We start from the raw sequence: 15,660 nt of genomic DNA on the forward strand, positions 1-15,660 counted from the left end.
CACGGCTTCGGAGAATGTTTGAATTTCTGACGGCTGGTGCCCCCGGATTTCTTACTTATACCATTATGCACGGTTAAAATCTGGTGAGTCTATGCTTAGCAGATGCATAACAAAACCTCCCATTAGACCTGATAACTCCAGGTTTGCTTCTAATGGAAGGTTTTTTAATAAGGCTTATTATTCTAAGACTGAGGTGTAACGTCAACGTCTGCTAAATTGTAAATTGTTGCAAAGGTTACTCTCTTATCATGGAAGGAGATAGAGTGATCGTAATCGTCTTATCGAACGGGGTCATAAAATTGACCAACACCGCCTTGCAGTTATCCTGTAGCTTCGCCTCACGCACCGTAGCCGCCAGATGGCCAAGCTCGCCCCCTGTCAGTTCAATCCAGTCCTCTTCACAACTATAGCGGAGGTTACCGCCGTTCCAGAGATAATGGTCCTCTCCGACAGCCTGCAATTCACCCGATGTGAAACATCCTTCCCGTCCAAAAATAAAAGACAGCTGTGTCATAACCTCTGTAGGTTCCTCAGCATGCAACCGGAGGGTCCACCCTCTGTCCGTGCGTTGAACCTCCGTCTCCACGCGGAATGTCTGTTCATGCGTAAGTGCGCGGCTCTGATGCGGTAGCAGATACCAAGGGCTTACCGGCTCCCCAGATGTTTGCGGAAGCAGTTCACCTTCTACAGGACCGTAATAACCCTTCTTTTGTTCTCCTGACAGGTGGTATCCGTCAGGTAGTTTGATCATTTTCTGCATCGGGACATATCCCGGATTAAAGTAAGAAGCCAGTTGCACTGCAAGCAGCCTGACGGCACCGTGACGGAGTGCAAAAAAAGACGGCGTCTCCGTGATTAAGGTCACGCTAGTGTTCCCGTCCCTGTAGCGCGCAACCGGTGCTCCGAAATCAGTATGCAGCCGGCTGTGGTAAATTCGCCCTTGATGGCCGGACTTCTCCATATCCTGCAGATAGCCGTGTCGCGGAAAATCGCCGTTCAGTATTTTCTCATATTTTACAGGCAGAGCTGCCGAATCTTCAAAAGGTTGCTGAAGCTCCGGCTCCAGCAGCATACGTACAAGTACGTTGACAGAGCAGACCCCCGGATTTTCCAGTGCTCTGCCTGCCCATTCGGCCATCCCCGCAAACAATGGCTCCTTATCGGAACGGGCCAGAATAGCGTACGGTAAATAATATGGAGACAGGTCGTGAAAGCTCCCCAGATCCTGGCGTCCAGAATAATCGGTCACAACTTCGCCCTTAGGATGCACCAAATAGACCATCATGTGTAAATTCAGACGAACTGGCTCCAGCAACTGCGGCCGATCCAGCAGACGAGCGGCATGAATCAGCATGATGTCGCTGACCGCACTATAAATACCGTTGCTGCGCTCCGTCCATTCTCCATCAGGTGTAATATCCATCCCTTCCGCCAACCACTGTTCCGCCCGTTGGACAGCCTCCTCCAGTCCGAACAGTTCATGCAGAAATCCCAGTGCTGCACACAATACCCAACGGTGGTTCGGCGTGTGACAGCCCCCTGTAAGCATGACGGGAATAGTTCGCTTAAGAAACAAGAGCATATTATCAAGCACCTGTTGCAGTGGCGCCCAATCCTGCGACGCCAACAGTTGGTATAGCTGAGCATAGCCGACGATGACAAAGGCTGTATCCGGGGGAGAATGATAGTTCGTCCAGCCCGGAGAGATCGAGCCATCCTCATGTTGTGCACGCAGCACGAACTCCGTCGCCAGCAGCAGGCGGGCCAGCAGCAGCTCATCACGGTAGAATGCGGAATCCGGGTTAACCAGAGCCGCTCCCCAATAACACATATCGGTTGGTGTGCCGGTCGTATGATTAACCCAGGCAACGCCAGTACCCGGATCTATTGTCCCTCCATAATAGCGGCTCGTCGGATCAAGCACCTGCCGGGATAATCCCTCCACTGCCGCTCTATCATTACTGGCTACCAGTTGCTTGTACATTATACTTCCCTCCATGTTAACAATCTGCTCAATGTCTGGGTGGTAACAGGAGCTGAAGCCGTGCCAGCTCTTGTCGGATACGGTCAGGAATTTCCGTGAACAGTTGATTCCAAGAAACGAACAATTCCTCCCGGTCCGCATATTCCCAGCACGAATAGGACAGGGAAGGCGTGAACCGGCAGGTTTGCAGATAACGGTGGACAAGACGGTCAGTTTCTCCATCGGACGCCAGAATGCCGTGAAAAAAGTCGCCATAAATCAGACCCTCCGCACCTGCCCCATCCTGTGTACAGGATGGGAATCCCGGTAACAGCTCAAAGACTCCAGGGAACGGGGCGAGAGCATGCTTGCCGGGTTGGACATATAGATCTACCCGTGTCCCGCTTAGATTGCTGCCCCCGCGCAGCAGTGCTTTAAGGAATTTCCCGTGAAAGCTCGCTTCGGCATCCACCACTTCCCCGTCTCTACCGATATAAACCCACACATGCTCCAGATCATATAAATGCTGAATATCATAATCGTAATAAATCGCGTATTCCACAACGGCCAGCACATCCGGATGGTTCACAGCTAGACGGCGCCGGAAGGAAGGAGACTCCTCCTCCTGCCGCATCACCGTTATACCGAGACGTACCGGAAAAAATGGCTCGTTCTGATCGAATAATAAGCGCGGAGCATACTTCATAGCTAACCTACGGTCTTCATCGTTCAACATCAGACCTGCCCTCTACGCGCTAACTTGGCCATAAGCAGCCGATGACTTTCAGCAATTTCTTCCGGCTGGCAAGCTGCCTTCAGCTCATACACCTTGACCCGCGCCCGTTCAATCATCGGCAGATAAGCATCATAGAATTCCATATTCCCGCTGTTTACATAAGGGCACCAGTGATCAGACAGACCGATGGTCTCATGAATGTGAACACCTACAATATCATCCATCAGACCTTCCATTTCCGCCACACTGTCGTACAAACCCAAACGGTCCATCATAATGGCATGCCCGGTGTCATACCATATGCCCACAGGTGCTCCTTTTAGCGCCTTAATAATCGTTTTGGCTTCCGCAAGCGTCGGAATCTGCTGCGGTTTGGAACGTGTTTCGATACCAAAGCGTACGTTTAGCCCCTCAGAAACTGCCCGGTTACATACTTCATCTAGGCTTTCAATAATTTTCTGCACATAGCCGGCGCTATAGGCTTCCCGCCGCTCCATCAGTTCCGCCCATTTGCTGCGATAAGCGTTAGAATCTCTACCCTCTCCGTTATAAATCTGCTCCAGCTCTTTGCTGATATCATTTGGAAAGGGTACCTCACCGGGATGCACAACAACAGCTTCTCCTCCGTAACGCTGAGCGTACTTAGCCGAGCCAATCAGCAGCTCAATCGCCCGCTGCCGCTTCTCCTCATCCTCAAAACCTAGCAGCACGGAATCTGTGCCATAATCGGAGTCCTGCACATGCGGGAAGGTGTTGTGGACACTGGAGATCCCCATCTCCCCCCGCTCAAGCATCGGCTCGATCGTTTCCAGCATTTCCTTAGTCACATTATAGTTCAGCTCCACTCGCTGAAAGCCCAGATCGCGGATTTCCCGCAGCATTTCACTGCCGATGGAATGACGCTTAATGTTCCAGCAAGTTGAGAACGAAAATATGCCTTTGTCCTCCATAATTATGTTCTCCTCCCTTGTTACAGCTTACGGTTCAACCTTTTACGGCACCAAGCATTACACCGCTGACAAAATATTTCTGCAGCCATGGATATACGGCAAGGATCGGTACTGTTGCAAAGATAACGGTGGCCGCTTTTAGGCTCTCTGGTGTCAGTGGGGTCCGGTTGGCACCTTCCATTTGTGTCAGTTCGGATACCATGTTGTTCTGCACCATCTGGAACAGCTTGAGCTGGAGCGGATACAAATCCGGATTATTGATATACATCAAAGAATCCTGAAAGCCGTTCCACCTTCCCACTGCGTAGAAAAGCGCCAATGTGGCCATAACCGGCATGGATAGCGGCAATATAATACTCATCAGGGTACGAAGATGGGAACTGCCATCGATTTCGGCCGATTCCTCCAGGCTGGCAGGGATGTTATTGAAAAAGGAGATCAGGATAATCAGGTTAAAGGGGCTGACCAGACCTGGCAGGATAAGCGACCAGACCGAATTAATCAAATGCAAATCACGGATCAACAAATATTCAGGAATAATACCGCCGCTGAAAAACATAGTGATAACGATCAGATACATAAAAAATTTACGGCCCTTCAATTTTCTTTTGGTCAGCGGATAAGCTGCTGCGACAGTGAAAAGCATACACAGCACCGTTGTGGCAAACGTCAGAATAACCGTAAAGACAAGAGAGCGGATCATCGCATTATTGGAAAAAACATTAATGTATGCATTCCAGTTCAATTCAATGGGGAAAATCGTTACTTCTCCAGAAGTAATTGCCCGGTTGGAACTAAGCGACACGGCAATCACATGCAAAAACGGAGCCAAGCAGAACAAAACGAACAAGGCAACAAACGTTATATTGACGATATCGAATATCCGGTTTGAGGTACGTTCACTCATAGCACTCCGCCTCCTTCTTTCTTTATCATAAAATACCGTCTCCGGTCACTTTTTTCGAAATATAGTTGGAGCCAAAAATAAACACCAGTCCCACCACGGCCTGGAACAATCCGACTACAGTAGCCAACGTATATTGTCCGGATTCTAGACCCACCCGGTACACAAAGGTACTGAGCACATCAGAATACTCACGCACAGCAGTGTTACCGATAATGTAAGGGCGGTCAAAGCCGATGCTGACCATCTTTCCCAGATTGAGGATAAGCAGCGTCACAATGGTTGGTTTTATGCTAGGAAGCGTAATGTAGCGGATTTTCTTCAGCCTTGTCGCTCCATCCACTTCAGCAGCTTCAAACAGCTCTCGGTTGACACCGGTTAACGCCGCCAGATAAAGGATAGTCCCCCAACCGGCACTTTGCCAGACGCCTGTGAATAAATAAGTGATCAGCCACGGATTTTTTTCAGTCAGAAACGGGATGGGAGTAAGGCCTAAGCTCTCCAGCACACCGTTCACCATACCGGACTGGTTGCCGAACAATTGATATACGATCCCCCCGATGATCACCCAGGAAATAAAGTGGGGGATATACAAAATCGTCTGCGATATTTTCTTGAACCACACCGAACGAATTTCGAACAGCATAATCGCCAGGATAATCGGAGCCGGAAAAGAGACAAGTAAATCCAGAAAATTCAGCATAAAGGTATTGCGCAAGGTGGTGTAGAACTCTCTCATTCCAAAAACCTCGCGGAACGCATCAAAGCCAATCCACTCGCTGCCTCCAATCCCCTGAAACAAATTGAAATCCTTAAAAGCAATCTGCACACCATACATCGGACCATAGCGGAAGATCAGGAAATAAATAATAGGCAGCGAAAGCAGCGCGTACAATTGCCAATACCGTCTAAAGTATGTCGCTTTGCTCAAGTCGTTTTCCTCCTAAGGAGAAAAACCGGGTGGAGCGCAGCACCATCTCCCCCCGGTTTTCACTATATATTTGTTTATTGAGCCGAAAGTTCCTTAAACGACTTCTCCAGTTCCTCTTTCAGCTTGGTTCCGCCCAAAGTCATGTAATCTTTCATTTCCTGCTCGTAAACCGCTTCAAACTGCTCTGGTTTGGCCATTACCGTCTTTACAATAATTACGTTGAGCTTATCTTTGAGCGTTGTGCCATATTGCGATTCCGCTTCTATCGGCTTGCCGAAGACGAGCGGCCCCACCGTGTCAGCGTTGGCGATAGCGATAGATTGAGTCAGCATCTCCCGGTTACGTTCCGGAAAGCCCAGCGCCCATGCTTTTTCATTAGTGGCCTGATCACCGATGTTTTTGCCGTTGGAGATAATGGCCATGTCGCCAGCATTAAATAGACGATCGGCGAACTCCTGGGAAACATCTGTTTTGGCCACTGGAATACCGTCTACCAGGTCGTAGTTTTCACCTTCAACGCCATTTTGGATATCAATCAGATTATTATCCGAAGCCATCCAATCGAGATACTTAACGGCTTCCACGGCGCGTTTACTACTCTTCGGAATCATGATGTACATGCCGTTGGAGGCATACCGGGATTTAATGTGCTTGTTATCAACGTTGGCGTTGGTTAAGACGTCTACCGGCAGCACCTTGCTTCCCTCTACATTTTTGTAGAGATTATCCAGGGTACCATCGGCATAGAACAAGACATCCACATCCTCCGACCAGTAGCCTACATTGCCGTTCTGGATATCCTTGGCCAACTGTGTTTTATCCTCGTCCAGACTGAAGTCCTTACTGATCATCCCTTCATTGTAGAGCTTATTAAGAAATTGCAGGGCATCCTTAAAGCCCTCATGCAGCGGCAGCTCATAACGTTGGCTGTAGGTCAGATCGCCGCTGATCGGCTTCATGAAAGAGAAAATCAACGTCTCGAATTGGGCTGGTGCCAGTGCCATGCCCATCGGGATGTTTTTGCTGCCGAGATTGCCCGGATCCTTTTCTTTAAACGCTTTCAAAGTAGTGTACAGCTCATCGGTCGTCGTTGGCACAGGCAGTCCTAATTTATCTAACCAATCCTGACGGATGTAGGAGCTATAACGGCCTGTGATCGCCCGTTTACCAGGGATCGCATACTGCTGACCTTCAAGCTGGCCGAACGCCAGCGTATCCTCGCCAATAAACTTTTTCAGATTCGGGCCATATTCATCGAGAATTTCTCCGACATCAGTCAAGCCACCTTGCTGGGCATACCGATAAAACACACTGGAATCATACGTAAATACGATATCGGGCACATCCGTATTGCTCGCCATCAAAACATTCAGCTTGGTAACTTCCTCAGAACGCTGGATAGGTACAAATTCTACATCAATGTTATTCGGATCTCCGAACTTTTCCTGCACTAGTTTAGTTAAGTAGTTATTGGTAATGGTATGAGGGGCTGGGCTGTTGCCGCGGTCAAACACTTCCACCTTTAATGTAACGCGCTTGGCACTTTCGCCGGCTGGGGCACCCTCGGATGCTGTGTTGTTTTTAGAATCATTGGAACAGCCTGCTAGCAGAGAAACGCCCATTATTGCGGTTAATCCGATCCCGATTGCTTTCTTCAGAACTCCTTGATGTACGTTCACTGTCATTTTTCCATCCCCTTCGCCCTTGCAGGCTTTAATGGTGTATTTATGATCCCCTAGCCTTAACTCTATCCATCCCCAGCGGAATCCATATCACGTGATGCTTTTTACTGCCGTGCTACTGGGTCGCTTGTTGTTCTGGATGCCCACAGTATTTCATGAATTTCGGCAGTCTGACAATAAACCTCTTTCGGATGCTCATATCCCAGCAAAATCGGACTTCCGGTTTATCCATACAACCATTTTCGTAGAATAAACCGCTTTCAAAAGTGTGAAAATAAAGACCGCATCGGTGTTCGCGCCCTCATCATAGAGGTTGGCGTGCACAGATGCGGTTATAAAAACTATTGTTCACGTGCTATTGGATTAATAAAGTCGGCAGCCTATAGTCTGGAGGTCCCGCGCCCGCGCTTTAAAGAACGGTAGTCACCCGGCGTGATTCCTAATACTCGTTTGAATACCCTGCCGAATGTAATTGCATTCGCATACCCCACCTGAAGTGCGATATCCTGCAGCGAACATTCCGTTTCCACTAAAAGCTTTTCGGCTTCCTTCATGCGTAGCTCTGTAAGAAAATCAACAAATTTCATTTTAAATTCTGTTTTAAATAGATAGCTGGCATATTTGCCGGATACCTGAAACCGGTCGCTCAAATGCTTTAGGGAAAGATCGGGATTTGTAAAATTCTCTTCAATATAATTCTTCATCTCGGTTACCATCGCCCGGTAGCTTTTAGTTTCACTGACAGAAACATAAGTGCGGAATAAATCAGTCAAATACTCAAACAAAATCCCCTTCATTTCATCTATGGATTCTGCCTCTTCCAGCCGCTTCAGCTGCTTCTCCGCATTTTCTGCTGACAGCTCATCCTGCAGCTGCTCAGACATGACAGCCACTTCCCGGCTCAGCATCTGTAGCATGGCCTGAATTAGAGAGCGAATATCATCATCTTGTAAATAATCCTGTTTAAAACCATCAAAAACACCTTCCAGCAGTTCCCGCCATTGGCCGCTCGACATCCGGAACTGCTTAACAAACTCGGCAATCATTTGTAGATACTTGAATGTCTCAAGAAGCGGCTGGCGCGTTTCTCCAAATTCCGTTAAAGCGATGTCTTCGTGCATTAAAAGCTTGTGCTGCATCACATTCTCCGCTGCCGCATAGGAATCCCGGATCTCCCCTGGCCCAGCCGCCACTGGCCCGATAGCGAAGCTTAAGGAGAGGCGTAAGTTCTGCTCCACCCAGGTGCGGCAGTCCTCAGCGAACACACGGATTTTCTCTGCCATCTCTTCATCACTTCCTGTGGTCAGGAAGAGAATTGCCGCCCGGTCAGTCCCAATCCACTCCGCCCAAGCTTGCAATTCCGCACTCCGCGCCAATTCTTGAAAGACATTCATCAGGGCAAATTTAAGCGTGTTCTGATCGCCCCTTGTATAACGATCTTGAAAAACCTTGTCGTAGCGGTTGATTTCGCTTAGCACAACCATAAAGCGGGATGTGGAATGAGCTCCGGAGAGCGGCGACAGCTCTTCCATCCGCTGGACGACATTGTCCAACCGCTCGCTTTGCAAGAGATCGTTGAAAAGCTTGCTGCGCTGTAACAGCAAATTCTCTCTGCTTTTCTTATCATAATCCGTCATATGGTTGATTAGATCTTCCAGCACCCCGTCAATGAGCATCATTTCGTCCGGTCTGTCGCTGGATTGGTCCAGCTTGCGAATTTGATGGCCTTCAATCCGGTTCATAATCACCTGAATTGGCTTATAGTTCCGCCGCGTAACATAGATAAGGTAAAAAATCGCGCACACAACCGTACCTAAGGCAATAGCTACCCAAAGGTAAGAAATCACTGACACCCAGCTGAATAGACTGCCCGTTTTGATCCCGCTGGAAAACGTCCAGCCAAGCCTTTCCATATATAAAGTGTTCAACTGCTTCCCATTCTTGGCACCTTCACTGTCCGAATGAGCCTGATAGACCACCTGTCCATCTGCGCCAAATATGGTCAGAAAGGACAACTGTTCATTGACCATACCGTCGACGATCTGTTCCATTCCGCTCATTTTGAGATTAATTACGAGCACTCCCTCCGAACCGAAGGGCAGCGGCATACCTTTATTTATGGTAAGCACACGTATAGACGTGCGCTGAAATTCATCTTTGTATTCCCTAACAGGCTGCCAGCCTTCCGATAAAGAGCCGGAGGTGATGCGGCCAATCCAATCCTCGTCTACAAATCCTGAAAGGTCCTTTAATCCAGTTTCTGTTAAAACGCTTTCATTTCTCTTGTCATAAAGATAAATGGACTGAATATAGGGCGATTCACGCGTCAGGTTGCGTAGATTCTGGGCAACAGCGTAGACGGTCGCCATATCAATCTGGCCTTGATTGTTAAAATAACGTTTATAAGCATCGCTGCGTTCAGCAGCCTCCAGCACTGACAGTTCAGCTTCCTTGATCGTTCGGTCCACATTATCCATAAGATAACTGGCGGTGATACGGTCCGCTTTTTTAGTTTCCATTCGTGAAATATCATTAATAAATACAAAAGAGGCAAAAATCAGTATCGTCACAGTAAGCAAAAAAATAGGAAAGTAGGACAGCAGCAATCGGCGATACCAGGAACGGAACAATAGATAACCCCCTCTGTACAACCGTTAGGATACCCGGCCACGGTTCAGCCGTTAATGCACGAGTAGTTCATAGATATTTGGCTGCACCATCATGGAAATGGAAACTCTTCCGCCTAATTTGCTGCCATTATAACACATACAACATGAACCCGACCAACGAAGCCATTCGTATTTTACACCTGCTCATTAAAAAGGCGAGGTGCGCACAGCCATAGCCGTGAACCCCCGCATATAAATCTGTCCGAGCAGCCGCCAAGCACCAAGTGGTAGCCCTCCTCGGCCTATAAACCACTCAGATCTCTGATATAACGGCGCGCCTTGATCGCATATTCCAGCGGATCGGCAAGTGCCGGATCCTGCTCCGCTTCCACTACAAACCATCCCGTATAAGAGTAACTTGCCAATTCGCTGAAAATCTCCGCAAAGGATATACATCCATCGCCAGGTACGGTGAATGCGCCCGCTTTTACAGCCTGGAGAAAACTGAGCTGATCCCGCAGCACACGCTGAACAACCTCCGGACGTATATCCTTTAAATGGACATGTTTAATCCGAGGTAAGTGGATGCGCAACACCTCTAAGGGATTCTCACCGGCAAAAGCTAGATGACCGGTATCGAACAGCAGAGACACCTCTTCCGGTTCCGTGAGCTCCATTAGCTTAGCAATTTCGGCCCCAGTCTGCACCCCTGTCCCCATATGATGATGGTATACAAGCGCCATACCTTTTTCAGCTGCCAGCCGGCCAAGCCCACCCAGTCCATCGGCAAGTGCGGCCCACTCCGCTTCTGTGAATACAGGTTTATTAGCAAACAGCGGCGTATCCATTTGTCCCTGAATACTCCGCCCTTGCTCTGAGACGACAATCACCTTCGCACCCATCTCATATAAAAAATCACGATGCGCGCAAAAAGCCTCCACTGTCTCCTCATATGGCCGCACAGTCAGATATGCGCTGAACCAAGCGCTGGCAATCTCAAGTCCACGAAGCTCCAGTGCCCGGTGCAGCCGTTCCGGAGAGCGTGGATACTTGTTGCCCACCTCGCTTCCCTGAAACCCGGCAAGCGCCATTTCGCTAATGCACTGTTCAAAGGTATTGTCTTTTCCCAGTTCAGGCATATCATCATTAGTCCAAGCGATAGGAGCAATCGCCAGCTTGACCGCATGTTCTTTGAACATCATCGATTCTACCCCTTCCGTTTCACAGTATTACTAATACTAATAACTGCGGGCCTTTCCAAGCTGTTCAAGCTTCTGCTCGTGGGCAGCCCGAACGGCTTCACTGCCGGATACTTCTGGAACACCAACATTCCACCATGCTCCGTAACCATGTGTCATTGTCTTGGGCAGCACCTTAATGTCAATTAGGGTGGAACGATCCTGCAGCTGAGCCTCCCTCAAAGCGTCACGCAGCTGCTCAACCGTTGACGCACGAAAGGTCTTCACTCCATATCCCGCGGCACTTGCTGCATAATCTATGCCTATCAGTTCGCCGCTCAGCTGACCTTCCGGGCCCCGGTAGCGGAATTCAGTCGCCATGCTATCCAGTCCTTGCTCCATCTGCAGGTTGTTGATGCAGCCGAACCCCATGTTATCCAGCAGAATGACGTTGATCTTCTTGTTCTCCTGAAGGCTCGTCACTAGTTCCGAATGCAGCATTTGATAGCTGCCATCGCCCACCAATGCATATACCTCCCGGTCCGGCTCCGCCAATTTCACACCGAGTGCACCGGAGATTTCATACCCCATACACGAAAAGCCATATTCCATATGGTAAGTATCCGGCACAGTGGAATTCCACATCCGCTGCATGTCGCCCGGTAAGCTGCCTGCGGCTCCTATCACAATGGCGTCTTTCGGAAGATATTCATTGAGGATCCCGAGTACCTGTGTTTGCGCCAGCGAAGTGTTCAACTTCGCCGCATATTCAGATAGCTTCTCGTCAAGATGTCCGGCAACTTCCGGCATGAAGGAAACTGAAGAAAGATCTGGACGATCTGCCTCCTGATTCACCGTATACTCCACGTCAGATAGACGCTTTCTTTCCACTTCCCATGCCTTTTTTGCCACTACAATTTCATCTGTATAAGCGGTGCGGTAACCGCGCTCCTCCAACGTAGCAGACAGCGCTCTAAGACCTTCGGCAGCATCACAGACCACAGCCAGTGCATCCAGCTTGGAGGCATGGTAAAGGGAAGCGTTAATTGTCAGGAACTCCACCTCGGGATGGGCGAACAAACTCTTCGAACCTGTCGTGAAGTCCGTAAACCGGGTACCCACACCGATCACCAGATCCGCTTCTGCGGCCAACGTATTAGCACAGCCATTCCCGGTAACTCCTATGCCACCGAGATTGTAGGCACAGTCGCTTGCCACGGCACTTTTTCCGGCTTGTGTCTCACCGAATGGGATGGCGAACTTCTCCGCAAACGCACGTAATTCCATTCCTGCATCCGCATACCGGACTCCACCCCCACAGACCAGCAGAGGTCGCTGTTTGCTGGCAATAAGATCAGCTGCTGCAGCAAGCTCATCCGGATGCGGAGTACGGGAAACGATCCGATGGATGCGCTTGCGGAAGAACTCAAGTGGATAGTCCCAGGCCTCCCCTTGCACATCCTGCGGCAGCGCAATCGTGACTGCCCCGGTATCTGCCTGATCAGTCAGCACACGCATCGCGTTCAGCAATGCTGTCATCAGCTGCTCTGGCCGATAAATCCGGTCCCAATATTTGCTCACCGCTTTGAAGGCATCGTTGACCGTTATCGACAGATTGTAGGTATGCTCCATTTGCTGAAGTACCGGATCCGGTTGACGGGTGGCAAAGGTATCGCCGGGGAGCAGCAGCACGGGAATCTGATTCGCCGTCGCAGTGGCAGCGGCTGTCAGCATATTAGCTGAACCCGGTCCTACCGAAGCGGTGCAGGCCATGATTCGCCGTCTGCGGCTCTGCTTGGCAAAGGCAGTCGCCGCATGCACCATTCCTTGCTCATTCCTCCCCTGATAGACCGTCATCTCACCCGGCGCTTCCTGAAGTGCCTGCCCCAGTCCAAGTACATTGCCATGGCCGAAAACGGTGAATATACCGTGTACAAAACGCTCCGGTCTATTGCCAAAGTTCACATATTGCTGGTTCAGAAATTTCACCAGCGCCTGCGCCGTCGTTAATCTAATCGTATCCACGTGAAACCTCCCTTTCGCCGTTTTTGTTACTGCCAGCGGGCAGTGACGACTTTTTTGCGTGTATAAAATTCAACCCCGTCGCTTCCATTCGCATGCAGATCGCCATAGAAGGAATCCTTCCAGCCGGAGAAAGGGAAAAAGGCCATCGGGGCTGGCACTCCGACATTGACACCCAACATGCCTGACTCGATATTTTCCCGGAAATAGCGCACTTTCCCGCCGTCATTCGTAAAAATACAAGCCCCGTTGGCAAAACGAGAGGTATTGGCAATTTCAATCGCCTCTTCTACATCCTTGACACGGATCACTGCCAGGACAGGCGCGAAAATTTCCTCCTGCCATATTTTCATTTCCCGGGTCACTCCATCAAACAACGTTGGGCCGATAAAATAACCCTGTCCCTGCACCGCAGCATCCGCCCGGCCGTCTCTTAGCAACTTAGCGCCCTCGGCCATGCCTTGTTCAATATAAGCGACCGTTTTGTCTTTATGACTTTGGCGGATAACCGGCCCAAGAAACGTGTCGTCGTCCAAACCATCGCCGATGTTCATCTGCTCACATTCACGCAGGAGGATGGAGATCAGCTCATCAGCAACCTCTTCCTGCACCGTTACCACGGAGCAAGCCATACAGCGCTCTCCCGCCGAGCCGAAGGCTGCGTTGACAATCTGTGTTGCTGAAGCCTCAAGGTTCGCGTCTGCCAACACAATAGAATGATTTTTCGCCCCTGCCAATGCCTGAACCCGCTTCAAACACGCCGTTCCCTTCTTGTAGACATATTCGGCCACCGGCTGTGAGCCAACGAAGGAAATCGCCTTCACATCAGGATGCTCCAGCAGGCCGTTTACCACCTCATGCGCACCGTTAACCAGATTGAGCACACCTTTCGGAAGCCCGGCTTCCTCTAACAATTCGACCAAACGTGCTGCCAGCAGCGGTGTGCGTTCGGAGGGCTTCAGCACAAAGGTATTCCCACAGGCGATGGCCAACGGGAACATCCAGCAAGGCACCATCATTGGAAAATTAAACGGTGTGATCCCGCCGACTACACCGATGGGATAGCGATACATCCCAGACTCGATGCCTGTCGCGATGTCGGGCAACTGCCGGCCCATCATCAGCGTCGGCGCACCTGCCGCAAATTCCACACACTCAATGCCGCGCTGCACCTCTCCGTAGGCCTCTTTGAAGCTTTTTCCATTCTCCAGCGTGATCGTCTTCGCCAGTTCATCCCAATGGTCCACCAGCAGCTGCTGATATTTGAACAAGATCCGCGCTCTGCGCGGCACCGGTGTCTTGGACCAGCCTGCAAAAGCCGCCTTTGCCGCCGCCACTGCCCGATCAACATCGACTCTGCTGGACAGCGGAACCCTTGCCATCTCCTCACCAGACGCTGGATTGTATACCGTTTCTGTCTTCTCCGCAGCCGCCTCAACCCACTGCCCGTCAATATAGTTGTTCAGCACTTGCACGGTTTGCTGTGCCATTCTACTCACTCCTTCATCTCTATTAATGCGATCCCGCGAATCTAATCTAATCTAATCTAATCTTGCATAGCTATTCGATCTGGGGTTGTTTGAGTTGTGTCCTCTCCAACCTCTGCCTACTTACTCTGCACCTGAAGTGATTTCCTCGTTAGACAATAAAAACGCTTCCAATTCATCCAAGGTTGGCATGGCATCCGAACAGCTGTGGCGGGAGATGACAATGGATGCCGACGCGCTGCCGCGGCGCATGGCCTCACCGACGCTTTCTCCCCGCATTAGACTGTGAATGAAGGCTGAGGCGTAAGAATCTCCGGCTCCAAATGTCTTCAATACTTTAGCGGGAAAAATACCACTCCGATGCTTCTGCCCATCCGCCGTGTAGGAGATTGAACCACTCCCGCCACGCTTGATAACGACCAGCTTTGCTTGGTGCGAGAACCAGCGGTTAACTGTTGCTTCGTCATCTGCATCTGTCACATTGTACAGGCTCTCCATCATATTAAATTCCTCACGGGTACCAATGATACAATCGCATTTCTCAGCTGCCAGATTATAATAGACCGCTGTTTCTGCGGCTGACTTCCAAGTATAGGGGCGATAATCCAGATCAAAAAATACAGTGACATTGTGCTTGCGGGCGAACTCCAAAGCGACAAACACAGCCTCACGGGACGGACTTTGTGCCAGTGCAGTACCTGAGATCAGCAGTGCCTTGGACTTCCGAATATACTCTTCCGAGATCTCCTCCGTACTCAGCAGCAAATCAGCCACATGATCCCGGTACATCAGAATGCTGCACTCCTGAGGACTCTTTATTTCAGTAAAAGCAAGCCCAGTCACTGCACCAGTCTGGTCAACACTCACCTGGCTATCGTCAATGCCATTCCTTTGCAGATAAGTTCGGATAAAACGGCCCATCTGATCATCGGAAATCTTACCGATAAAGCCAGTGCGCATCCCTAGCCGCGCTGCTCCAATTACGATATTGGCGGGAGAGCCGCCGACATATTTGGTAAAGGTCAGTGTCTCTTCCATTGGTCTTCCGGTTTCATTAGCGTTCAAGTCAATACAGAGCCGACCGACAGCGATTAAATCCAGCGGTCGTGCAGGATCGAACTGTAAACCGTTCATTATGAGGCCTCCTTGAGAAAACTTCAGTAAAATGGATTAATGAGATACAACAATCATCGGGGGA

General features: G+C 50.0%; 11 protein-coding genes. All 11 read right to left on the reverse strand.

Features of this window, described 5'->3' with window-relative positions; genetic code table 11:
* Positions 1 to 235: 235 nt before the first annotated feature.
* Entirely contained in the window at positions 236 to 1,984 is a 1,749-nt protein-coding gene (locus MHH63_RS22290; protein WP_076306525.1) for a hypothetical protein, read from the reverse strand.
* Positions 1,985 to 2,012: 28 nt separating this feature from the next.
* Positions 2,013 to 2,699 (reverse strand): hypothetical protein, encoded by a 687-nt coding sequence (locus tag MHH63_RS22295; protein WP_076304307.1) that lies wholly within the window; start codon positions 2,697 to 2,699, stop codon positions 2,013 to 2,015.
* On the reverse strand, positions 2,699 to 3,649 hold the full coding sequence (locus MHH63_RS22300; protein WP_076304306.1) for a sugar phosphate isomerase/epimerase family protein: 951 nt from the start codon (positions 3,647 to 3,649) through the stop codon (positions 2,699 to 2,701). Before MHH63_RS22300 ends, MHH63_RS22295 begins: the two co-directional genes overlap by 1 nt.
* Positions 3,650 to 3,683: 34 nt before the next feature.
* Complete coding sequence (locus tag MHH63_RS22305) at positions 3,684 to 4,556, reverse strand: carbohydrate ABC transporter permease (protein ID WP_038568356.1); 873 nt, start codon at positions 4,554 to 4,556, stop codon at positions 3,684 to 3,686.
* A gap of 25 nt (positions 4,557 to 4,581) precedes the next feature.
* Positions 4,582 to 5,484: an ABC transporter permease gene (locus tag MHH63_RS22310; protein ID WP_038568353.1), complete on the reverse strand. Its 903-nt coding sequence runs from the start codon at positions 5,482 to 5,484 to the stop codon at positions 4,582 to 4,584.
* Positions 5,485 to 5,558: 74 nt separating this feature from the next.
* Positions 5,559 to 7,169 (reverse strand): extracellular solute-binding protein, encoded by a 1,611-nt coding sequence (locus tag MHH63_RS22315; protein ID WP_341172121.1) that lies wholly within the window; start codon positions 7,167 to 7,169, stop codon positions 5,559 to 5,561.
* Positions 7,170 to 7,546: 377 nt separating this feature from the next.
* On the reverse strand, positions 7,547 to 9,796 hold the full coding sequence (locus MHH63_RS22320; RefSeq protein ID WP_248549132.1) for a helix-turn-helix domain-containing protein: 2,250 nt from the start codon (positions 9,794 to 9,796) through the stop codon (positions 7,547 to 7,549).
* A gap of 281 nt (positions 9,797 to 10,077) precedes the next feature.
* Positions 10,078 to 10,974 (reverse strand): myo-inosose-2 dehydratase, encoded by an 897-nt coding sequence (iolE, locus tag MHH63_RS22325; RefSeq protein WP_076185696.1) that lies wholly within the window; start codon positions 10,972 to 10,974, stop codon positions 10,078 to 10,080.
* A gap of 39 nt (positions 10,975 to 11,013) precedes the next feature.
* Entirely contained in the window at positions 11,014 to 12,978 is a 1,965-nt protein-coding gene (gene iolD / locus MHH63_RS22330; RefSeq protein WP_341172122.1) for a 3D-(3,5/4)-trihydroxycyclohexane-1,2-dione acylhydrolase (decyclizing), read from the reverse strand.
* Positions 12,979 to 13,004: 26 nt separating this feature from the next.
* Entirely contained in the window at positions 13,005 to 14,465 is a 1,461-nt protein-coding gene (locus MHH63_RS22335; protein ID WP_339189239.1) for a CoA-acylating methylmalonate-semialdehyde dehydrogenase, read from the reverse strand.
* A gap of 120 nt (positions 14,466 to 14,585) precedes the next feature.
* Entirely contained in the window at positions 14,586 to 15,596 is a 1,011-nt protein-coding gene (gene iolC, locus MHH63_RS22340; protein WP_076306531.1) for a 5-dehydro-2-deoxygluconokinase, read from the reverse strand.
* Positions 15,597 to 15,660: the final 64 nt, after the last annotated feature.

Source organism: Paenibacillus sp. FSL H3-0310 (genome assembly GCF_038002785.1).
Classification (GTDB): domain Bacteria; phylum Bacillota; class Bacilli; order Paenibacillales; family Paenibacillaceae; genus Paenibacillus_AQ; species Paenibacillus_AQ odorifer.

What these genes read in the sequence shown, in the direction of transcription:
- MHH63_RS22300 (WP_076304306.1), bottom strand. Translation starts at nt 3,649, where the DNA reads ATGGAGGACAAAGGCATATTTTCGTTCTCAACTTGCTGGAACATTAAG.
- MHH63_RS22290 (WP_076306525.1), bottom strand. Translation starts at nt 1,984, where the DNA reads ATGTACAAGCAACTGGTAGCCAGTAATGATAGAGCGGCAGTGGAGGGA.
- MHH63_RS22295 (WP_076304307.1), bottom strand. Translation starts at nt 2,699, where the DNA reads ATGTTGAACGATGAAGACCGTAGGTTAGCTATGAAGTATGCTCCGCGC.
- MHH63_RS22315 (WP_341172121.1), bottom strand. Translation starts at nt 7,169, where the DNA reads ATGACAGTGAACGTACATCAAGGAGTTCTGAAGAAAGCAATCGGGATC.
- iolC (WP_076306531.1), bottom strand. Translation starts at nt 15,596, where the DNA reads ATGAACGGTTTACAGTTCGATCCTGCACGACCGCTGGATTTAATCGCT.
- MHH63_RS22305 (WP_038568356.1), bottom strand. Translation starts at nt 4,556, where the DNA reads ATGAGTGAACGTACCTCAAACCGGATATTCGATATCGTCAATATAACG.
- MHH63_RS22335 (WP_339189239.1), bottom strand. Translation starts at nt 14,465, where the DNA reads ATGGCACAGCAAACCGTGCAAGTGCTGAACAACTATATTGACGGGCAG.
- iolE (WP_076185696.1), bottom strand. Translation starts at nt 10,974, where the DNA reads ATGTTCAAAGAACATGCGGTCAAGCTGGCGATTGCTCCTATCGCTTGG.